This is a genomic window from Vibrio ostreicida (genome assembly GCF_013074385.2).
Lineage (GTDB): Bacteria > Pseudomonadota > Gammaproteobacteria > Enterobacterales > Vibrionaceae > Vibrio > Vibrio ostreicida.
Genome location: NZ_JABEYA020000002.1, coordinates 577,016 through 598,706, shown reverse-complemented (window position 1 = coordinate 598,706; position 21,691 = coordinate 577,016). Strand labels below are relative to the sequence as shown.

The 21,691-nt window shown below is 42.2% G+C and carries 17 protein-coding genes and 2 tRNA genes; 7 read left to right on the top strand and 12 right to left on the bottom strand.

The window, feature by feature from the left end:
* Window positions 1–288: 288 nt before the first annotated feature.
* Both HLM86_RS06530 and yejK read right to left on the bottom strand, forming a co-directional pair.
* Window positions 289–1,368 (bottom strand): sodium:calcium antiporter, encoded by a 1,080-nt coding sequence (locus tag HLM86_RS06530; protein WP_217702104.1) that lies wholly within the window; start codon window positions 1,366–1,368, stop codon window positions 289–291.
* A 752-nt stretch (window positions 1,369–2,120) separates the two neighbouring features.
* A complete protein-coding gene (gene yejK, locus HLM86_RS06525; RefSeq protein WP_170882433.1) occupies window positions 2,121–3,125 on the bottom strand; it encodes a nucleoid-associated protein YejK in 1,005 nt (334 codons plus the stop codon).
* A gap of 84 nt (window positions 3,126–3,209) precedes the next feature.
* Here yejK and HLM86_RS06520 point away from each other — a divergent pair, with 84 nt between their 5' ends.
* The 3 genes from HLM86_RS06520 to HLM86_RS06510 all read left to right on the top strand — a co-directional run bounded on the left by HLM86_RS06520 (window position 3,210) and on the right by HLM86_RS06510 (window position 5,396).
* Window positions 3,210–3,434 (top strand): YejL family protein, encoded by a 225-nt coding sequence (locus HLM86_RS06520; protein WP_076587303.1) that lies wholly within the window; start codon window positions 3,210–3,212, stop codon window positions 3,432–3,434.
* 26 nt (window positions 3,435–3,460) lie between these two features.
* Complete coding sequence (locus HLM86_RS06515; RefSeq protein WP_076587305.1) at window positions 3,461–5,266, top strand: DUF3413 domain-containing protein; 1,806 nt, start codon at window positions 3,461–3,463, stop codon at window positions 5,264–5,266.
* A 53-nt stretch (window positions 5,267–5,319) separates the two neighbouring features.
* Window positions 5,320–5,396 (top strand) — tRNA-Pro (locus HLM86_RS06510).
* A 60-nt stretch (window positions 5,397–5,456) separates the two neighbouring features.
* On the opposite strand, the gene HLM86_RS06505 is transcribed toward HLM86_RS06510, so the two are convergent.
* The gene (locus HLM86_RS06505) at window positions 5,457–6,383 is read right to left on the bottom strand and encodes a LysR family transcriptional regulator (protein ID WP_170882432.1); all 927 of its coding nucleotides are present in this window, start codon (window positions 6,381–6,383) and stop codon (window positions 5,457–5,459) included.
* A 147-nt stretch (window positions 6,384–6,530) separates the two neighbouring features.
* Here HLM86_RS06505 and HLM86_RS06500 point away from each other — a divergent pair, with 147 nt between their 5' ends.
* The gene (locus HLM86_RS06500) at window positions 6,531–7,220 is read left to right on the top strand and encodes a pirin family protein (protein WP_170882431.1); all 690 of its coding nucleotides are present in this window, start codon (window positions 6,531–6,533) and stop codon (window positions 7,218–7,220) included.
* Window positions 7,221–7,511: 291 nt separating this feature from the next.
* A tRNA-Ser gene (locus tag HLM86_RS06495) sits at window positions 7,512–7,602 on the top strand.
* Window positions 7,603–8,353: 751 nt separating this feature from the next.
* On the opposite strand, the gene HLM86_RS06490 is transcribed toward HLM86_RS06495, so the two are convergent.
* The 7 genes from HLM86_RS06490 to HLM86_RS06460 form a co-directional block, all read right to left on the bottom strand.
* Window positions 8,354–9,439: an MFS transporter gene (locus HLM86_RS06490; protein WP_170882430.1), complete on the bottom strand. Its 1,086-nt coding sequence runs from the start codon at window positions 9,437–9,439 to the stop codon at window positions 8,354–8,356.
* Window positions 9,429–9,830, bottom strand: a complete 402-nt coding sequence (locus HLM86_RS06485) for a carboxymuconolactone decarboxylase family protein (protein WP_076587315.1) — start codon at window positions 9,828–9,830, stop codon at window positions 9,429–9,431. The genes HLM86_RS06490 and HLM86_RS06485 overlap by 11 nt, the downstream gene beginning before the upstream one ends.
* Window positions 9,817–10,230, bottom strand: a complete 414-nt coding sequence (locus HLM86_RS20410) for an aKG-HExxH-type peptide beta-hydroxylase (RefSeq protein ID WP_170882429.1) — start codon at window positions 10,228–10,230, stop codon at window positions 9,817–9,819. The genes HLM86_RS06485 and HLM86_RS20410 overlap by 14 nt, the downstream gene beginning before the upstream one ends.
* Window positions 10,212–10,796 (bottom strand): hypothetical protein, encoded by a 585-nt coding sequence (locus tag HLM86_RS06475; protein ID WP_170882428.1) that lies wholly within the window; start codon window positions 10,794–10,796, stop codon window positions 10,212–10,214. The genes HLM86_RS20410 and HLM86_RS06475 overlap by 19 nt, the downstream gene beginning before the upstream one ends.
* 459 nt (window positions 10,797–11,255) lie before the next feature.
* Complete coding sequence (locus HLM86_RS06470) at window positions 11,256–14,870, bottom strand: response regulator (RefSeq protein WP_170882427.1); 3,615 nt, start codon at window positions 14,868–14,870, stop codon at window positions 11,256–11,258.
* A 1,112-nt stretch (window positions 14,871–15,982) separates the two neighbouring features.
* Window positions 15,983–16,465, bottom strand: coding sequence for an NUDIX domain-containing protein (locus HLM86_RS06465; RefSeq protein ID WP_170882426.1), 483 nt, complete (start codon window positions 16,463–16,465; stop codon window positions 15,983–15,985).
* Between the two features lie 13 nt (window positions 16,466–16,478).
* Window positions 16,479–17,402 carry a histone deacetylase family protein gene (locus HLM86_RS06460; RefSeq protein ID WP_170882476.1) on the bottom strand — a complete coding sequence of 308 codons (924 nt, stop codon included), beginning with the start codon at window positions 17,400–17,402 and terminating at the stop codon, window positions 16,479–16,481.
* Between the two features lie 222 nt (window positions 17,403–17,624).
* On the opposite strand from HLM86_RS06460, the gene HLM86_RS06455 reads away from it, so the two are divergent.
* A complete protein-coding gene (locus HLM86_RS06455; RefSeq protein WP_170882425.1) occupies window positions 17,625–18,305 on the top strand; it encodes an SDR family oxidoreductase in 681 nt (226 codons plus the stop codon).
* A 55-nt stretch (window positions 18,306–18,360) separates the two neighbouring features.
* Here the strand turns inward: HLM86_RS06455 and HLM86_RS06450 are convergent, their stop codons facing one another.
* On the bottom strand, window positions 18,361–20,307 hold the full coding sequence (locus HLM86_RS06450; protein ID WP_076587331.1) for a DNA topoisomerase III: 1,947 nt from the start codon (window positions 20,305–20,307) through the stop codon (window positions 18,361–18,363).
* 107 nt (window positions 20,308–20,414) lie between these two features.
* A complete protein-coding gene (locus tag HLM86_RS06445; protein ID WP_076587333.1) occupies window positions 20,415–20,753 on the bottom strand; it encodes a Grx4 family monothiol glutaredoxin in 339 nt (112 codons plus the stop codon).
* Between the two features lie 260 nt (window positions 20,754–21,013).
* On the opposite strand from HLM86_RS06445, the gene sodB reads away from it, so the two are divergent.
* Complete coding sequence (gene sodB / locus HLM86_RS06440) at window positions 21,014–21,598, top strand: superoxide dismutase [Fe] (protein WP_076587335.1); 585 nt, start codon at window positions 21,014–21,016, stop codon at window positions 21,596–21,598.
* The last annotated feature ends 93 nt before the right edge of the window (window positions 21,599–21,691 follow it).

The window sequence follows — 21,691 nt, the reverse complement described above, 5'->3', positions numbered from 1 at the left end:
AAAAATGATTGTCTTACCATGAAAACGACGTATTGACTAAATTCCATTGCAAATAATACCTTGCTCCAATCGCGACTAATTGACTATCCACGAATGATAAAAGCAAAGGCATTCAGGTAATTAATGGTTATTCTACAGAAAAGACCGACATTGTGAGTGTATTCTAACTGTGGTCAGAGATGAACATATTTATTATTTCAGGGGAGATATTGCAATGATGTGGACGACTCTAAAGCAGCAAGCCCCCACTTTTTCAAATTAGTGGGGGCTTGGGTAATAGAAGCTGGATTATTGGATATAAAAATACATAGACCCGGCCCAGGCAAAAAACATCAGCAGCAGAAAATAAGCAACTGATTTGGTCACTTTTTTGCAGTTGAACAATAAACTACAAGCAACCGCAGCCGTAATACCTACAATAGACCAACGAAGAATGGTCAAGTTATCGTCTTGAGCCATTGCCAGAGAATCGACACCATTAAGCACAAACCATACTAAAAGAGGCAGCGCAAAAGCGACGGTAGTATCAAATGTATTGGACGCTAACGGATTTGCTACAGCATCCTCATAGTCACCTTTTCGGGCATCTTTAATCGACAAAATGAGGTCAGGTATTGACGACGCTGCCGCGCCAAAAACGAGCCCAGCGAAAAACTGCGGCACACCTAAAATCGTCGCGCTTCCCAAAACACCTTCAACAAGAAGATGAGATGAACCTGAAATGATCAGGATCGCAAGAATGAGAACGACCGTCGCACTCACCGCGTTAAACGACCGATTTGAGAAAAAAATAGCATTGAAGTTAAAGGTAACAAAGTTGCGGATGATTCCTTTATCTTCTATTTCTTCGTATTGATACGCTTCGTCATCACCACCAAATTTCTTCGCATCAAAATAAAGATGTATCGCGTATCCCAAATAAATGACGTTCAGACCAACGGCCATCCAAATCGAAAATTCTGAAAAGCCCAAACAGAGAATAAGTGCAACCTCAGCCGCTAGCACCCAAAATACGTCTCTAAGCAAAGAGCGCTTATCTAGCTCAATTTTTTTAACCGAGCGACCGCCTTCATCTTTCGCCATAATGATAGATAATGCAGGAATGACACAACCGTTAAAAATGGCGGAACCTGCGGTAACACCTAATGCGACCATCACAAGCTGTGGATCGTTGAACCAAAATAGACAGGCAATAACCACAAACATTTCAGGCATACTCGACCCAATGGCATTGACCGTTGCTCCTTTCACTCCAGCAGGAAAGTTACGCCCTAGATAGCCTGCAGCCTGTTCGAAGGTATCACAAGCGTACTTGAGCAAGTAGCATGACAACAAGATGAGAAAAAACGGTAGAAATGTTTCGAGCAAAATATAATCCTATTATTTAATTGATATATTGGTGAGAGACTGGCAATGTCCTTTAGCGAGCGAATGCGCAGTGGGTAATTCAAACACGAACCAGACATTCAACGTAATACAAACACGGGAGTCACCGGAAAAAGAACGCTAACCTTAATCGTGTCACTACCTCGCCTCATTCCCATCTATATTCAGCACTCTGACAAAGAATCCAATGATCATCGTACGCCACGAATAACGGTCATACACTGACTTTTAGGCGGTTTCCATAATTTCCATGCGTGAATTCATAACTCAATGTTCAGAAAATTAATGTAATAAGCCAAAGTATATTGATATATAAATACGCGTGGAACATACACCAAGTCTATATTAAAGACAACATAATTACGTTATTTTGGTTTTAAATGGGCTCAGAAACCCATTATTTAAACGCATTTTTAATATGGCGTGAAGGCAACGTATTTAAGGAGAAAATAGCACCTTACCTTGGTTATTTTCTTAATTACTTGCGATCGAGGTGAGCATTACTTGGTCGGTTATTAATCTAGAAAAATAGAGCGGCTCGTTTTCTTCATTGGAATACAGCCAATTAACAACATGGTACACTATAAATATACGATTCAGGATCTTAGACAAATTAGACGGTTTCTTACGGTGAGTCATGGCGTACCGTTAACTCCGTTCAAGCGGTGAACTCTCATCACCGCTGCGTCCATAGACTCGACAAGAACAAACTTCTGACCTTACAGCCTATACGGTCAATTCACCTTACGGGTCAGTTGATCCCTTAAGTTTGGAGGGGTTCCTTTGATCGTCAGGGTGTCAGTTTCAGGATCATAAAACACACGTTCTCCGAGTAAGAGACTGTCGAAGTTAATACTCAAACCACCACCGGCGCCAACATATTTGGTTAGCTTACGCACAGCACTGCGATCGCCTGGGAAGCTGTCTTCCAATTGATACCCTTGCTGTTGTGTATAATCGAGAAAGCTGGTGCCATCACTCGAAGGAGGTAACTCCCCCGAAAGTTCTTGAACATAAACTTCATCACCCGATTTTATTTGTTCATTACAATAAGCAGACACCTGCTTTTTGTAACCAATCACTTCCTCTTTCTCTAACTTCGAATCTGAACAAAAATCATCTACCGCTTGCATCAACACCAAATTTTGCTGCTTAGTATCCAGCCCCACTTCCGCTTGAAGAAAGTCCAAGAAGAAGTCCGCTACTTTTCGGCCCACGCGACCTTTGATATATGCAAGGTAACGATTCGATTCTTTATCCGTTTCATATCGCGTCACATCAAGGCGGGCCGCAATGTCCATTTTACTTAAATCAAGGTAGTCGGTCGCACTGATATCAAGGCCTTCCGTTACTTTCAAACTTTGATTGGAGGGAATAAGCGCGACAAAAAGGTAATCCGTTGCCAAGGATTGATATTCTGCAATAACCAAGATGCCCTCATCAGCGAATGGGTATTTACTCAGCTCATCCTTAAGACGGTTTGCACTTTGTTGTGAAAAATCATAGAAGTCTCTCTCACCTTGACTCAATTCTTGCAACCAACGCTGAAACTCGCTGTCTTCTTTGAAAGAACCAAAGCCTTTACCCGCTTTCGAGTTAAACACTCGATGCATTTCTGCCACGAGATTTTCGGTCGACGCGTCGTTGTCAAGCGAATGAGAGCGAAAGTTAACAATAAGCTCGTCAGAATCGTTTTTTTGAAGTTGGTGCAAGATAACGTTAGAAAGATGAAGACTCATGATGAATTTTATGGTTGTGTAGGTTTCAGTTACAGCGCATTGTAGGTTATCATAAGTCGCTTTACTATCACCATTAGAGTCTTTATGCCGATTACATCTAAATACAGCGACGATAAAATTGAAGTCATTCTCGCGGAAGTGGCTGCCGTTCTTGACAAACATAGCGCAGGCCCCGATTTATCTTTGATGATTGCAGGTAATATCGCTACCAATGTCTTAAATCAAAACGTTAGTGCTTCACAACGTAAAGCGCTTGCTGAAAAATTTGCTCAAGCACTGCTATCTTCAGTCGAAGAAGACACTCACTAGAATAATAACGGATAATAGAACAGTACATGGTAGATAACGGAAATACATACGGTGAACGCGTGTCGCGTTTAGTGGGTTGGGGGCATTGGTTTGCCTTTTTCAACATCATTGCAGCCATGCTCATTGGCACCCGTTATATCACGCAATCCCCTTGGCCAGAGTCCCTACTAGGTCAACTGTACCTCACCTTCTCTTGGGTGGGCCATTTTGGTTTTCTGGTGTTTGCTCTCTATCTATTGGTTCTATTTCCACTGACCTTCGTCATGCCGTCACGCAAACTCTTTCGTTTGCTGGCGGTATGTTTTGCCACCGCAGGCCTGACTGTTCTTCTGATTGATACTCAAGCCTACCAGAAAATAAACCTCCACCTGACCCCCCTAGTGTGGGAGGTCTTGTTTAATGAAGAAGGCAACTCATTCAGCAGCGACTTACAACATTTGTTCATTGTTTTACCACTGATCTTTTTGCTGCAATTAGCCCTATCTGAATGGGTATGGCGCAAACAGCGACGCCTTTCTCATAAACACGTTGGCCGTCCGATTGCGGCGCTGTTTTTCGTGAGCTTCATTAGTAGCCACTTGATTTACGTTTGGGCTGACGCTTACTTTTACAGTCCAATCACCGCACAAAAAGCGAACTTTCCATTGTCTTATCCGATGACGGCCAAATCCTTTATGGAACGACATGGCTTATTGGATAGGCAAGATTACCTTAAGCGCCTAAAAGAAAACGAACTGAGCGCTGAGCTGGTCCGCTATCCAATTGATGTCCTCGAATTTAATCGCCGAGCTAATCCACTAAACGTCCTCGTCGTCAGCATTAATAATCTTCGTGGCGATGCGTTAACGCCTAATCTAATGCCTAACGCAACACAATTTGCCACCACGAATCTAAATTTTTCCAATCACTACAGCTCAAGCAACGATGCATTTGGCGTGTTTGGCTTGTTTTACGGCCTTCCAAGCAGCTACGTTAGCAGTATAAAAACGCAAGGCTCTAGGCCCATTCTATTGGATACCATGCTCGAAAAAGACTACCGTGTCGGATTATTCAGCGGCGACAACTTCGCTGATAAACTCTATGGGGAAACCGTGTTTCGCGGTTTGAATTTCACCGGTATTTCGTTCAACGATAAGACCTCTCCAGATACACAAGCTATCAACTCTTGGGCGACATGGATATCTCAGCAGAAAAAGAGCCCATGGTTCAGCTATATAGAACTGACAACCGTTGATACTTTCAGTGCCTATAACCCATCAGGCACCAATAAATCGACGATAGAAACATTAAAGAATGGATACAATAAATCGGTCAGTAATGCCGATGAAGAACTGGGTGTTTTACTGGAAAAAGTTAACCAACTTGGCATCAGTGAATCAACCATCATCGTCGTGACATCAAACCATGGCACTGAATTTAATGAAACTCGAACCAACAGTTGGGGTTCGAACAGCAATTACAGCCGATATCAATTGCAAGTGCCGATGATTATTCACTGGCCAGGTAAGGTGGCAGTAAAATACGATCACCGCACTAGCCACCTCGATCTTTCCGTCACATTGCTGCAAGAGCTGCTTGGCGTTTCGTCCAACCCATCAGATTTCAGCAGTGGCCGAAGCTTGTTTGATGAAGGGGCAAGAAAGTGGATCCTAGCGGGTGATACTCGCGAGCTCGCCTTGATCACCAACAAGGACACCACGGTTATCGATAAGTTTGGTAACTACAAATTATACGATAGTAATTACAAGCGCTTGCAAGACGAGAACCCTACTTTACCTGTCTTGATGCAAGGTTTGACTGAACTGCAACGTTTTTACGTAAAAAGTAATTAAATAATTGCATTATTTGTTGACCAAAGACCATTTTGTCGGTAGATTAAGCCCATCGGACTGTAGCGCAGCTTGGTAGCGCACCGTCATGGGGTGTCGGGGGTCGGAGGTTCAAATCCTCTCAGTCCGACCATTACACCTAGAAAAAGAGAGCTTCGGCTCTCTTTTTTGTTTTTAGTCGCAAAAAATAGCTCTAAACATTTAACTTCAATGTTTTAAGTTTACAAAACGCAGAGTCTGCTTTTATTTTTTGTTCTACAAATTCGATGAAACACCTTACTTTGAGAGGCAGGTATCGATGTTGCGGAAAGACCGCACTTATTGGGTAACATGTCGCGTAGTCCTGTAAAACATGCACCAGTTGACCAGATTCTAACTCTTGCCACACTAGCCATCTTGGCATCAAAGCAAGGCCTGCATTTGCTAACAGCATTTCCTTTAATCCCATACCATTATCACATCGAAAATTCCCTTGCACGGCCACTGCTAACGTTTCATTATGGTTGCTGAGCTTCCATACTCCCCCTTTCTTAGGTGAGAGGCTATAAATAAGACAATTGTGGGCTTGCAACTCATTGGGGTGCTTAGGAGCACAGTGTCTTTCCAAATAGTTCGGTGACGCTACAATCACTAACTGATCGTAGCCTAACGTTTTGGCTAACATAGAGGAATCGACTAAATTTCCTAGCCTTATCGCCACATCAATTCCGCCGTTGACCAAGTCGATCATATTTTCGTCAAACTTGATCTCCAGTTCAATCTCAGGATACGTGGCAAGAAACTCCGCAATTATCGGTGCCACGTAAAGCCCCCCAAACATCGTTGGCACCGTCACCTTTAATGTGCCTTGAGGGGCCTCCGTTAATGAGCGCGCTTCCGCCTCAGCTTCGTCTATTTCTAACAAGACACTCGACACTCGGTCAAAATATCGCTGGCCCACTTCTGTCAGTGTGTGCTTCCGGCTGCCTCTAATAAGCAACTGAGCGCCTAGCATATTCTCTAACGCAGCAAGACGTTTACTGATCGTCGCTTGATTGGTGTTTTGTTCTTTCGCGACGGCACTGAAGCTTCCCAACTCAACAACCCTGACAAAAGAACGCATAGCGATGATTGAATCCATTCAATATTCCCTCCAAGCATACCCAGTATGCACTATGGCTTCTATCTTTGTAATTAGAGCATGACCTATACTGACCATCAACTCACTTCTCACCACCACACCATCAGATAAGTAATGGCCTGTGGCGAAATGCATTGGGAGACAACTATGGATAGCCCACCAATTCGTATCATTGATGCGGAAATGCTTCCGATAGGCGGCTTTGCTGGCATCGTAGAAACACGAATGGTCATGAATTCGGAAATTTGGCCACATTCAAAAGCGAATAAGCAGATTAGCCGCGGGTTAGGCGATTTTATTTATTTAGCCCGCGGTTATTTCAAACCAAATGACGGCGCCCCCCTCCACCCTCACAATGACGTCGACATTGTCAGTTTTATTACCTCTGGGAGCGTGGGACACAAAGGTTCAATAGGGGATGGCTCTGTGATCGAGGGACCCGGTGTTCAGGTCCAACGCGCGGGAACCGGTATGATGCACGCTGAGTTCAGTACCAACCATCACAAAGCCGGCATCATCCAACTATGGTTTCGCCCCCCACAAAGCGGGTTGGTTCCCGAATACCAAAACTTTCAACTCAAGGAAGGTGAATTGACGACCGTACTCGGCGGGCAAAAAGATGGCACCTTTGACAACACAATGACCTGCCAAATTGGCTTTATTGATGACGAAACCGTCATCGAAATAGAGGAGCCGTTTGTGGCGCTCATTACAAGAGGAAGCGCCACGGCCAATGATGAGAACGTTCACGAGGGCCAGCTTATTGAGGGGCAACAGGTCACATTAACCGCTCAACACCAACTTGGTTTGGCACTCATTACCTATAAGGCTAATTAGCTTTTGGCTTTAAGGCCCGAAAACATTAAAACTAACGTATTCTGATAATGTTGTGCTTTTTACAACCTGCCTTTTATACGCCATTGTTCTGACAATGCAATGGCTCTACACCCTCTAAGCAGAAGCCTTAAAATTAATGTTTACTGCCTGTATTCAACCTAAAAACGCCGTCAGTTTGACGTAAAAACACACATCAGGCCTCTTTTTTAACATCAAGTGTTCATAAATAAAGCAAACAGTCCTAATAAGGGTTTACAAAAATTTCGAACCTCTATATTATTCGCTTCGTCAGGAGAGATGGCTGAGTGGTCGAAAGCACCGGTCTTGAAAACCGGCAACCGTTAATAGCGGTTCTAGGGTTCAAATCCCTATCTCTCCGCCACATTAAAAGAAAAAACCGCTGTTTTTACAGCGGTTTTTTCTTATCTAGGACCTCGAAATCATCTTGCACAAATAGGTGGTACAGATGAACTTATTGAGACGTCCAAATAGCATTTACTGCACTCGTATCGTAACGCCTCTTCCCCGACGTAAAAGAGGCTAGGCTAATGCGTTAAAATTCTCCCTTCTGGCGCTAGAACGAAAAGCCGCTTACCAGAGAAATATCGGACAGGTTCGACTACTTCATGGACTTTTCGAAAAAACCAAAGCTCCGGCATTAAGTTTTGCTGAGTTCGCTCCCGGTCATCGAGGACGTCTCGGCAACAATGACGAGTTGAGTTTGAACAGACCACTGCTCTGATGAAGTGTTGCTGTTTGACACTGCCGCTCCTGAACGTCTGAGTTGCTGCCGCCAATGATACAGAGTCGCGGTGCTAAGCCCTCTTCTTTTGATAACTGTCTTACTGACATTGAATATGGTGGCAGTGGCTTCTTTTCGTTCTGCTGGAATACAAAATAAGGTTCACTCATTAACACCCGAACTGGTTAAATTTTAACAGTGACAACTATCCTGCACGAGGGGGCTTATTTTCTGCTATATCGAAGCTCTTTAAATATGCATGGGGATACATTTTGGAGTAATAGCCATCAAGTTTATCTTCTGAAATTGATGAGATAACCGCAAAGTCTTTTGACCTCAAAACGGTGATAGAAGATACGAAGATACTGATAGAAAAAAAAGCTAATAACACTTATACTCTATAAAAGTCGATCAAATATGTTGAAAATGCAACACCAGCAGGAATGGGGAGTATACATATTGCTATAAATATAGATTCAAAAGAGTTTCTAATATTAACTGGCGTTGCAGTGCATCGGATTTTAGTTGTATTGATGTTATATATAACCATACCAAGGCCAGAAACGAAAAAACCAATGTAAAGAGAATATATACTACTTATCGTTAAAACAATTAACAGCCCCAGTGAAACTAACACGATTCCGAGAACGGTTGAGTGCCTTACCCCAAGCAGTTTGTTCACTTTCTTGCAAAAAAACATGCTGCCAAAAATCATACCTGAACCGAATGTTGCTTCTGAAAATCCTAGCTCAAGAGAAGAAAGATTATATTTATCAACAACCAGTATTGGTGCAATGTACATGATGGTAGGAGTGAGCACAAAATTAGATAAAGCAGAAATAGATACAAGAAGTCGTTCAATTTTGTTATTTAAAAAAACATGCGCTAGAATCTGGGTGCAACCAATTGATTTATTGGTTTTGTCACCTTCTATTTTTATTGAAAGGAATATAATGAATGAGATGGACATCAAAGCTACGATTAATATAATAATATCGTTAGCATCCAATGCTTTAATTACAAATCCTGAGAAAACAGCGCCGAGAACCGTATTAATTGAATTTACAAAACCTCTTACTCTGAACGCTCTTTCTATATGATTACCTTTATATAGCGTAGGGACAATACTTGAACCTATAGGTTGTATCACTATACATAGTATTGATGTTAAAACATATATTGATCCAAGTTTAAAAGGGTCCACAGATTGATCAAAACCAAGTATAAGCAGGGATGCTACGGAAAGTGCTGAACATATGAGGAGAATGCTTTTCTTGTTAAGTCTTTCAGACAAAGAACTGAATGTAATTAACGTGATGACTTGTAGCGCCCAAGACAAAGTAATGAACCAACCAAGCTCAACTTTAAGGCCATGATGGTTTATCATAACCCAAGCTAATAACATGCCGACTGAGCGACATGATGATGTAAAAATGATGTCAGCTACTTGATAGATATAAAACGCTTTATGCTTCACGTTCTTTTCCTTGCTCGAAATTTTTCCACGCTTCATCAAATACAACTGCTGCATTCATGGCTCTTGTAAAACCGGAAAAGATAGAATTTTGAATGAGGATTTCTTGGATCTCTTCTCTTGTGAATCCAAGCTTAAAGGCGGCAAAACCTTGGAAAGAAAGTTGTCTCTCAGCACCACCCAATGCAATCAAGGCTGAGAGTGTTGCAATATGCCTTTCCTTAGTAGTAAGAACACCTCTCTGGTAAGCGTCACTGTAAAGACTGTTGATTAATCGCTCTACCAGATCTGGTGCTATTGGGTATAGAACATTCTCAAGCCGATTCAGAGCATCACCGTTAAATGATTTCATTAGTTCTATGGTGTTTTTATCTAGAGATTCAATGAAGCTCATTCTTAAACCCCTCTATCTCATTTTTACAATTGGCTATTATTTCCTTACCAAGAACAGTTAGGTCGCCATGAGTTTTGATCACAGAATGGCAATCATCAAACTGATTAATATTTTTCTTTAAATAAGATAAGGCTTTCGAATCGGATTTGTCTGAATGATAAATTTTATAGAAAAAAGCAGAGATTCTATATAACACAAACGCTGCGTGATAAATACCATTCATTGTCCTTAATCCTGTCCTTAATGGTGAAGGGTACTTTTCGTAATCCGGGTTTAGAACGATTTCGTCATGAATCATGATTGAAAGTAACATCTGGTGAGCTGACTCATGTATAATTTTTTCTACTATGAAATATTTATCTTCATCACACGTTTCTTCATTTATGAATACTGTACCCAATTTATGGAAATCACTTCCTGAGTAGACGACTTCATTACCGAATAAATTTGAAGCCTTAAATATAAAAATTCATCTACTATAGTGATTATTTCACCATATAAATCAGAGTCGATGACGTTAATATACTCCAATGAATTGACTATCTTTTCACTCAACGTATGGCTTTTATCTTCACTTACAGGGATACAAGTGAAATTATAGACATCATCATTTATATTCTCGTATAAAACGAACAGATCAACATCTATATTATCTTGGTTTCCAATGATTATTTTACTATTGGGCATTATATTTCTACCCAGCAGATTAAAATATAGATTAATATTATCAATATTCTCCGAATTTATATTTATTCCTATTTCATTTATAATATAGAATAAAAAACCGCTAGAATATTTTTTTTGATTTGAATCTTTAATAAATGAATCAACACTACTTAAGGTACCTTCATCGAGTACATCTCTACACACATCTAAGACATGCCGAAGAGAACTGTAGATACACTCGCGATTAAGGCTTTTTAAACACTCCGCCTGAGCAACAATTGGCTGGTGAGAAAATTTCATAGACCCTACCTCTAGGAAACAAGCAAACGTTTAATTCTGCTTGTTTCCTATGTGTTTATATTACTTAGTCCCGATCGTCATAATAGTTAAACAAGCGGAGTTGTTCTTTAGAGTAACCATTTTTTTAGTGTTGAATTTTTTAAGCATATTAATAATCCTTAATGAATTTTTGAAAATATATTTAAGCCCTGAGGGCAAAATAAATAATTCACAAATAGAATAATAAAATCAAGTCAAACCATGAATAAATTATATTATTTATCATATCAGCCTAATAAGACGCCAGAATTACACACACTTGCAAGCTTCTGAAAATTATGCCTTTCCTGAGAATTTGGCGACAGTCCACCATGGCGTTGTTAATGATCAAATTAGCTTGAATATCAATGACGCCATTTTACTCACTTAATTCGGCATCCAAAAAAACTGGGGAGGTTCCGTGTCGGATAATCTATCATTCTAATCAAGTGAACTTATTAATTCATCATAGCTAGGAGGCAGTTGGGAGTATGTTGACTGTATCGAATTAATGTCGCTGTTCTTTGCAAATAGCTCTATATCAAACGCAATTTGTTCTATCTTGGTTGCGCATATATTGCCTGCCATTCCTTTTAAAGTGTGAGCATGCAATGTTATTGCATCAAAATCAGCCTCGTCGATAGCTGAGGAAAGTTGTGATATTAGCTTAGGTGTAACCGCTTTTACTTCGTCGAATACAGTATCTACAAACTCTTGGTTCCCGCCTAATCGTTCAATCAACTTCTCTTTTTCCCAGGGAGAAAAGCCTAAATAATCTTTGCTAGATTGAGTAGCCGAAGAACTTGTATCATGGTGTTCGACGGGATTCTCTTTTGCAATAGGCATCGCTCGGCTGTTACTGATTGAAGTTTCTGATATATATCGTTGTAGCACTTCTAAAAGCTTATCAGGTTCAATGGGTTTGCTAAGGTAGTCATTCATTCCTGCATCTAGGCACTTCACTTTATCGCCTTTAAACGCGTTTGCGGTCATAGCTATAATAGGGATATGTCTAAACACGTTACCAGCTTGTCCGTCACGAATCGCCTTTGTTGCCGCGTAACCGTCAAGTATAGGCATTTGGCAGTCCATGAGCACAATGTCGAAGGGCATCGTGGTGACGCTGTCTTTCAAAGTCTCTATCGCTTCTTGGCCATTTGCCGCGATATTGATGAGGTCGCAGCTTGCACCGATATTTTCAAGCATGAGTTTAGCCACTTCCTGATTAACGACGTTATCGTCAACGATAAGAATCCGCGCATTTGTGATGGCACTATAATAGCCCGGACAGCTTCGCTCAATTGTGTCGTTGTCACTATCGGACACAAGGTTCGAGATAAACTCATGGGTGACAAGCTGATCATTACACTGTTTATCTTTAATTAAACTCAATGCTGTTTTTAGGTCGTACTCCGTAGCGGGCTTGGCAAAATAAGCGTTAAAACCGATGCGTTTAAAGTGCTCTGGTCCATGTTCATGATGGATGGAGGTCATCAGTATTAGTTTTATATTGTCGTAGTCTGAATTTGATCGAATAGAGCGAGCAAGCGCTTCACCATCCATTTCAGGCATCTGCATATCGAGTAGCACGGCATCGTAGACTTGTCCGTTAGTTTTATGCTCTTTTAACTGCTCTAGTGCTTCCAACCCGCTACCTGCTTGATCCACCTTTGCTCCCCATAACGCGAGTTGCTCGTATAGAACTTCTAAATTTGTTTTATTGTCATCGACTATTAGCAGCCTCAATTGGCTAATATCAATGGGCTTAAGTCTGTTTTGAGGCACTGTTGAATGACCTAAAGTGATATTGAAACGAAATACACTTCCCTCCCCAAGCTTACTCTCTACGGTAATATCACCGCCCATAAGCAGAGACAGTCTTTTGGCTATCGACAGGCCAAGCCCTGTACCTCCATACTTACGAGTCGTCGATGCGTCTACTTGAGAGAATTCGTCAAATAATGTGTTGATCTTGTTGGCTGGAATACCTATCCCTGTATCCGATACGGAGCAAGAAAACTGATATTGGGTATCGCTAATTGAGTCAAGCTCCGCGGTAATGACTATCTCACCGGAGTCGGTAAATTTAATGGCATTACTAACTAGATTATTCAATATCTGCCGAATACGACCAGAGTCACCTCTCACCCACGTATTTTCAATCTTGCTAAAGTTTAGAATCAATTCGAGATCTTTTTCATGGGCTTTGAACGCTAACGATTCTGTGAACTCCCCCAACTGTCTTAATAAATTGAAATCAACGTCTTCGATTTCAAGCTTTCCTGCATCCACTTTAGAAAAATCGAGTATGTCGTTAATGAGTGCTAGTAAGCCCTTGGCACTGGATTGGGCGACCTTAGTTTTATGTCTCTGAGACTGGCTTAAATCACTATGAAGCAATAGACCTAACATGCCTAATATTCCATTCATTGGTGTACGGATCTCATGACTCATACTGGCAAGAAACTCTGACTTCATCTTGGTCGCTTGCTCGGCTTTCTCTAGGGCAATACTGCGCTCATCGAAAGCAGCAGTAACCTGTTTTATGATGATGATCAAAAGTGAAAGGACGATAGTAAAAAGCACTAATGAAAGGGTTGAAATAAGATAGAGGTTTTTTTTGGTTTCGCCGAGATAGTTTTCGGCATTGTTCTTAAGATCAGAGAATAGGTAATCGGTCATCTCATCAACTTGATTTATTTTTAAAGTTATAACTTGAAATATTTCAAGGGGGTCTCGATCTCTGTAGCTTCCATTTAGATACTGTATCGCGTCGTCGGTGATACTGTCGTCTATGGCAACAACACGATCAATGATTGAAATATCCTCTCCACTACTTTTCATCCGTTTAATGATGAGCATATTACTTTGGTACTTCGCCATTGTGGAGGCTAAGGCATCGATATGCTTGATTGCTTTAGGGTCATTTTTATAGACATCTCTTAGGTTGCTGATGGTCACAGAGAGTTGCTCAAACTGTTGTAAAACCGCTTGCTCATAGTGATCTGATCCCCTTATTAAATAATTCTTATATCGATGAATGATTCCGTTATAGCCAAGCAATGACGTCAACTCGAAATGATAATAATCAGCTTCATCATTGAGGATCTGGGCTCTAAAGTCGCTAGCTTGATACGTTGCCTCTGTCTCCATAAGCTCGTTGAAATGGGCTAGCTCTCTACTGGTAAAGTAGTAGTTTAATAATTTAATATACACTTCTTGCTGCGCAATAACGCTCCTAAGGCGTTTCTTGATTCGAATAGCGTCCGTTTTGTCGGAGTTAGCCTTTTCCGTTGCGATCAGCCCTGAGAGAAGTGCTCTTTCAATACCAATGAGTTCTTTGAGTTTAAGCACTGTGACATAAGTGAGTAAACGATCTGAAAATTGCTTATCGACATTTTTGCTAATTATCTGGATATCATTGATAAGTAAATCAATAATTGCAGAGTAGATATTTAAAGTCTGTTCCCAGCCTTTTTGGCCTTGTGAAGATGCTTGTCTAATTCTTTCTAGGCTCTCACTCGCAGCAATGTCCAATAACGATGTGACTTGTTTATCCGTTTCATTTGATTTTTCTAACATAAGCAATTTAAAACGGTCCTCTCCACTTGTTAGATAGCCAATACTGAGTCCTCGCTCCTGTTGCATCGTGTGGATAAGGTTACTGATTGGTTCAATCCGGTCAAAGGCAAGGTTCTGCTGATTCACTGATTCAATATTGCTATTTTTAATAAGAATATCGTTAGTGAACAATACGATGGATATAGTCAGTGGTAGACCGATCGAAAATAGTATCTTAGCCCTAATTGTTGAGCTGCTCCGCAACTCTGAGAAGGTTGTTTTAGAGAGCAACAGGTAAGCGATTGGTACCGAAACTATGGCGAGGAGCACACCATCTAGAACGGCTTCGGGAATGTTGGGAAACCATTTTTCAGCAAATGGAAGGATTTGTATGACGATAAACTCAACAACCCCAATCAAGAGCGCAATTGCGAGTACTAAGGTCAGTATTTCAGGTTGAGCTAGTCTCTTTGGGTTTGAATTCTCACTATCCACACACATTCCCTGTTGCTAGTTACGGGTATATGTCAGCTAAGTTTGAATATTGAGACGCTGCATTTTTTATTCAGTATAAACGGACAGATAACTCAGTAACCTGCCGACCTAAACCCTGAACAAAGTGTAGTCAATAATTTCAATGTTATAGAGAGTATAAAATTCTTCACAATCTTGTTTTATTCATTTTCTTGGCCAGAACAAATGCCACTCATACTCATTTGGCCGTGGGTAGGTGCATAGTGATACGTTGAGTTTGGTCTCATTGTTTGTAGTGAACGAAGAAGGATCTCTAGTTATTTGAAATACCAGAGTTTATCCGAAGCCAAAATAGAAGAACTGAACCTCTAAGAAGCTTTTGTCCAGAGGTGTGCTAGAGCCGATCACCACAAACGCACCTGTGCCCCAAAATGGGTTACCCCTCGAAGCTCGAACAAAGTTGCTCAGGTAACTTTGATATACAAAAAGTAATGAAAGGCAAAAGGCAAGACCTGACTCTATATGTTCCTCACTAAAAACTCTCAAATCGAGTTAAGACGACTAGCTTTCAAGCCTCCGCTCCCTTATAGATAGGGTAGCGGAGGCATACGCTTAAATGTCTTTAAGGCACTCGCTTATACCTTCTTTTATCTCCCCCCTCCAAATGACAGAGGAAGTGGCCTATTTTTTTCCTTCTCTAGCTCTTTAATAACATCGAGCTTTTCAGCACTGTATAGCAGAAGCTGACAAGGAGTATTTGTATCAATCTTTCCTTGTTTATAGCAATACAGGAAATAGAGAGTCACTAGACATATAGCTTTCATTGCGAGAAAATGATCTATTAAAGAGTCAAAAACAGTTTATAGACTCCGAGTTTCTAGAAAATGCTGACCGGCTAGCCAAGTTGAGCGTATTCTCAATCAACTTCGATACCATGCAAGCATACGAAGAATTTAAGAAGCAAGCCAATCACTAGCTGCAGTGAACCGCTAACCTGATTACATCAGTCATTCTTGGACCACATTAAGTGAGAGTCAGCGAAAGGTTGAGGGCGTTCAGAATTCTGCGTCACGTTCAAAATAAAAACGTCACCGACGACATAGGTTGACAAAAGCGCGTTGCCTTTTTGGGCATCAAAGGTAATTCTCGTCTTCTTGCTCTCCTTGCCTATAGCTGCCCAGATGCGTTGAAAAGCACTTATGTTTGATCATTTCAAGTACCTTGTCTTTGAGTTCCGCCGGATAGATTCGTTTTTCTGTCAGCTCACTCACAGGCACCCAAGCAACCGACTGGATGTAATTCTCATCATTTAAGCCCGTAAGATTATCGATATGCGGCTCACCCTGATACCGAGACACAAGATAAAAAAACTCTGAGTGGTAACGGTTACTTTGTGTTTCGAGAAACTCTCTGACGCAAATCAGTTCACCCACTTCAACATCGAGACCCGCTTCTTCTTTAAACTCCCTGACGACACAATGTTTAGAGCTTTGGTCACTGTCTTCCATTCCACCACCGGGAGGTATCCAGTATTGACCGGAAAAATCTCTGACGTTAAGTAACAGGATTTGGTCACCTTTGAGGAGTATTCCTGCGGCTCTTATTCTATGTTGCATATTTTTCCTTAACCTACTGAGCGTATACCTTGTATGCCGCTTTAAACAACTGTAAATGGACAGGGATAAGCTGACTGTGCTCACTACGGTATCCACCCCCAACAACACAAGCAATCGGTAAGCGTCTTATTTTCGCCAGCTCAAACATAAACAAATCCCTCTGATAAATGGCCTCTGTCGACACATTAAAATAGCCGAGTTCGTCATCTATGTGGATATCAACACCCGCATCATAAATAATGAGATCCGGTTGATGGAGGTTAATCGCCATCTCAACCACAGAAAAGAAAGCATCGAGAAACTCAGCATCCGTTGTTTCTCGTGGCAAAGCAACATCCATGTCCGAGTCAGGCTTTCTGGCGGGGAAATTCTTCGCGCAATGAAAGGATAAGGTAACGATGTCATTTTGCTCGGCGCATAACGTTGCTGTCCCATCCCCATGATGGACATCACTATCAACGATCAGAACTTTCTCAACTCCCTCTTTGGTCAAAGCACGCTTAGCGGCTAGGACGAGATCATTGAGTAGGCAGAACCCACTACCGAAGTCGTAGTGGGCATGATGATACCCACCACTTAGATGAATGGCTATCTGATGGTCGAGCGCCTGCTCTGCCGTTAAACACGTGCCCCCTGCCGATGTAAGGGTTCGTTCAATCAAGCGTTCACTCCACGGAAAACCAATACGTCTCATTTTAACCGCAGGTAAATGGCCGTCAAACAGCTCAGTAATGTACTCGTTACAATGAGTTTCTATTACTTCAGACCGGCCAAGCGGCTCCGGTTGTAGGTAGTGGAATACTTGATGCCACTTTTTATCAATATTGCGTTGTTTCTCAATTTCGTTAAACAGAAGGCGATACTTATCAATCGGGTATCTATGCCCTTGAGGCAAAGGAAATTGCGAGTAAATAGCATGATAAATCAGTGGGATCATGGGGTCTGTCATTCAGTCAATTTTTGATAGAGTAACAAGATCTCTGTCCGTTTCACAATCTGAGAAACAGGGATTGGCTTTTATGCCCGTGTTGCTTTGACGACAAATACACAGTGTCAAAGCAAGCCGGTTCAATCGCAAAGAGAAAACTTTCGTTGTTGAACCTAGCTTGGTAAGGTTGAGCGTCGATACTTAAATAACGTCAAATATGGAAGGGTGGTGATGAAGACGGTTCTCATTACAGGGGCAAACCGAGGCATTGGCCTTAGTTTGGTGAAACAATATCTTAAGACTGGTTGGCACGTTCACGCTACATATCGTTCTGAATTAGAGGCGGCTGACTTACTGTCTATATCCGGAAAATCACTGACCTGCCACCAATTGGACGTAACCGACTACCCAGCTATGGACTGTCTTGCAAAGACCCTCCCTCCCCTCGATGTGTTAATTAATAATGCAGGCTACTATGGGCCAAAGGGCAAATCATTTGGTACCACCGATGTGGAACAGTGGAGAAAGGTGCTTGAAGTAAATACCATTGCTCCATTAAAGCTAGTGGAAGCTTTATATACCAAGCTTCAGCAAGGAAGCATAAAGAAAATTGCGTGTCTCTCCTCAAAAGTTGGCAGTATCACCGAAAATACATCCGGAGGTGGATACATCTACCGCTCTTCTAAGGCCGCACTCAACTCGGTGGTCAAAAGTCTGAGCAACGATCTTTCTCCACAGGGTTTTACCGTTCTCGCCCTTCACCCCGGATGGGTACTAACCGATATGGGCGGGCCAAATGCACTGATTGAGGCACAAGTCTCCGCTGCCGGATTAATTCAAGTGATCGATGGGGCCAAAGACCATCAATCAGGGGCGTTTCTCAATTACGACGGTACAAGCCTACCGTGGTGACAGCTCGATCCCTAGAAGCGAGCGCCTGAGCTAACTTAGACTTTTAAGGCGTGTTCTATCGACTGCGCTTCTTTGAGTCGTACTGCGCTCTGCTTTTTCGTTTTCGCTTAAAGCTAGGTCGTTCCACTTTGGGTAATTCCCTTAAAGAAGCAGGGACGGGACCGGTTTTAACTTGATGCATTAGTCCATCGATTTTATCGTGCAAGGCTTGCATAAACGGCTGATAGGGTTGATTTTTCTCCGCCATATCTTGCAATTGGTGCTCCCAATGCGCCGTCATATCGGGATACGTAGCGTCAGAAGGTAGCGCACCAATCAATCCTCGTCCTGCGGGCGAACTTAAGATCGTTTTACCGTTACGCACTAAAAGCTGGCGTTTAAAGAGGGTATCCAAGATACCCGCTCGGGTGGCTTCGGTGCCGAGTCCATCGGTATCTCTAAGGACTTTTTTTAGTTCTTTGTCCTCAACAAATCGGGCGATGCCCGTCATTGCTTGGAGAAGCGTTGCTTCGGTGAAAGGCTTGGGAGGTTCTGTTTTTCGATCATTAATTTCACCTTCTCGACAGTTCAGGACAACATTTTTTTCAAGAGGCGGAACCGTGTCGATACTCGTGTCAGTCTCTTCGACTTTCCCCATCAAGACTTTCCAACCCACCGAGACTAATTGTCTGCCCTTAGCAATGAAACTCCCGCCTGCGATATCAAAAACCAATTTCGCCTCAGCATACACAGCCGCAGGATAAAACTGCATCAGATACTGGCGTGCAATCTGCTGGTAAATCTTCATTTCATTCCCAGAGAGTACCTTGCTGGCGAGACTTTTAGGTGTGGGAATAATGGCATGGTGAGCATCCACTTTTTTGTCATTCCACACCTTAGATTTCAGTGCCAGATTGGCCTCTTGAACGGCGGGACCAAGTTCACTGGCATTATGTGCAATGGATTTACACACACTGTTTGCTTGAGCATAATGCTCCATCGGCAAGTAACGGCAGTCTGAACGTGGGTAAGTAATCAATTTATGCTTCTCGTACAATGACTGGCATGTATCCAATACTTGCTGAGCACTCATTCCAAACCGTTTGGCGGCGTCTATCTGTAAGGCTGACAGCGAATACGGAAGTGGTGCAGACTGTGTTGACTGCTTTTGCTCTGACTCAACCACTCTCGCGGGCTGACCCATAATTCGGTTGGCAACGTTCTCAACCAATTTTCGATTTAGCACCCGGCCCTCTTCATCTTGCCATGGTTTGCAAGCCTCACTAGGTTTCCACTTGGCACGAATATCGAAACTTACCTTGCTATCCCGATAGGGAATGAGCGCATGAAGTGTAAAATAATCTTTGGCAACAAAGTGCTCTATTTCTTCGTCGCGTCTCACGACTAACCCCAACACAGGAGTCTGCACTCGGCCAACGGATAGCACCCCCTGATAGCCCGCTTTCTGCCCAAGCAATGTGTATGCCCGAGACATATTCATTCCATACAACCAGTCAGCTCTCGAACGAGCAAGCGCGGAGATCGACAAAGGAATAAAATCGCGATTGCTTCGCATCTGATTCAAGGCTCGTTTGACTGCAGGCAGGTTTAAATCACTGATGAGGAGCCGCTGAGTTGAGGCTTTTTGGGTTTTACTGACTTTACAATAATCGAGGACCTCATCCACCAATAACTGCCCTTCTCTGTCCGGATCACCCGCATGAATAATCTCGGACACGTTTTTCAGCAGCTTTTTGACCACAGTCAGTTGCTTACTGGCGGATTTTCTCGGTCTTAATTGCCATCGTTCAGGAACTATAGGTAAATCTGCTAAGTCCCACTTTTTATATCTGTCATCGTAGGCATCGGGTTCGACCTGCTCAAGTAGATGGCCGATACACCAAGTGACGATGTCCCCATTCGCACAACGAATAAAACCTTGTTCTTTTTTCTGCGGGTTAGGCAAGGCTGCAGCAATAGCCCGCCCTAGACTGGGCTTTTCAGCGATAAAAAGTCGAGACATACCGATTCAATCCGAAGCCATAAACAGCTTTATACAATAAGGGCCACATTATCGAATGTGGCCCTTATAAAAATCAAGAAAAACTGTAAATTTACACAGTATTCTTATTATGACTCTTCGTCCGTTGCCGTGCGCTCAGCCGCTTCTTTCACCAATGATTGAAGCTCACCTTTTTGGAACATTTCAATGATGATGTCACAACCACCGATGAGCTCACCTTCGATCCAGAGCTGTGGGAAGGTTGGCCATTGTGCGTAAATAGGCAATTCCGCACGGATGTCTGGGTTCTGTAGGATGTCTACATAGGCAAATTTCTCCCCACATGACATCAAAGCTTGTGACGCCTGAGAAGAAAAACCGCAGCTAGGCAGTTTAGGAGAACCTTTCATATAAAGAAGGATCGAGTTCTCTTCGAGTTGCTGTTTGATTTTGTCGATGGTTTCCATTACTTCCTCTTTAAGGCTGTACTACTAGTTATCATGACATTTTAAACGATTACTGGAGAATAAAAAGCCTATAATGTTTGAGGGTTTTTTATGACAATGAAATTTCATATAGAATTTGACGCTGACGCTTTTATTAAAGTAAAAACTTGTTAAACTATAGCCCACATAATGGTCGGCCCTTTAGCGATCCATTAATAATAAATAACATTGGAAGCAATCGAGAGAGTTTCTCTCTTTCTTATTCAACGGAGAACCGAGCAATGGCATTTGAACTACCCGCTCTTCCTTATGCGAAAGACGCACTAGAACCACATATTTCAGCAGAGACTCTAGATTTCCACCACGGTAAGCACCACAACACTTACGTTGTAAAGCTAAACGGCCTTATTCCTGGTACTGAATTCGAAGGTAAATCACTGGAAGACATCATCAAGACGTCAACAGGTGGTGTGTTCAACAACGCAGCGCAGATCTGGAATCACACCTTCTACTGGCACTGTCTAGCCCCTAACGCAGGTGGCGAACCAACGGGTGTTGTTGCTGATGCAATCAACGCAGCGTTTGGTTCTTTTGATGCCTTCAAAGCGAAGTTTACCGATTCTGCTATCAATAACTTCGGTTCTTCATGGACTTGGTTGGTTAAGAAAGCCGACGGCTCTCTAGATATCGTAAACACATCTAATGCAGCCACGCCTTTAACAGAAGAAGGGATCACACCACTTCTTACTGTTGACCTGTGGGAACATGCTTACTACATCGATTACCGCAATGTTCGTCCAGACTACATGAATGGCTTCTGGGCATTGGTTAACTGGGACTTTGTTGCCAAGAACCTAGCGAAATAAGCTCACCTTCTTAAAGGCGAACTTCACTACGTTTAAAAAACCAGCACTTAGCTGGTTTTTTCTTTTCCTATCAGCCATTTCACTAAAGTTAAC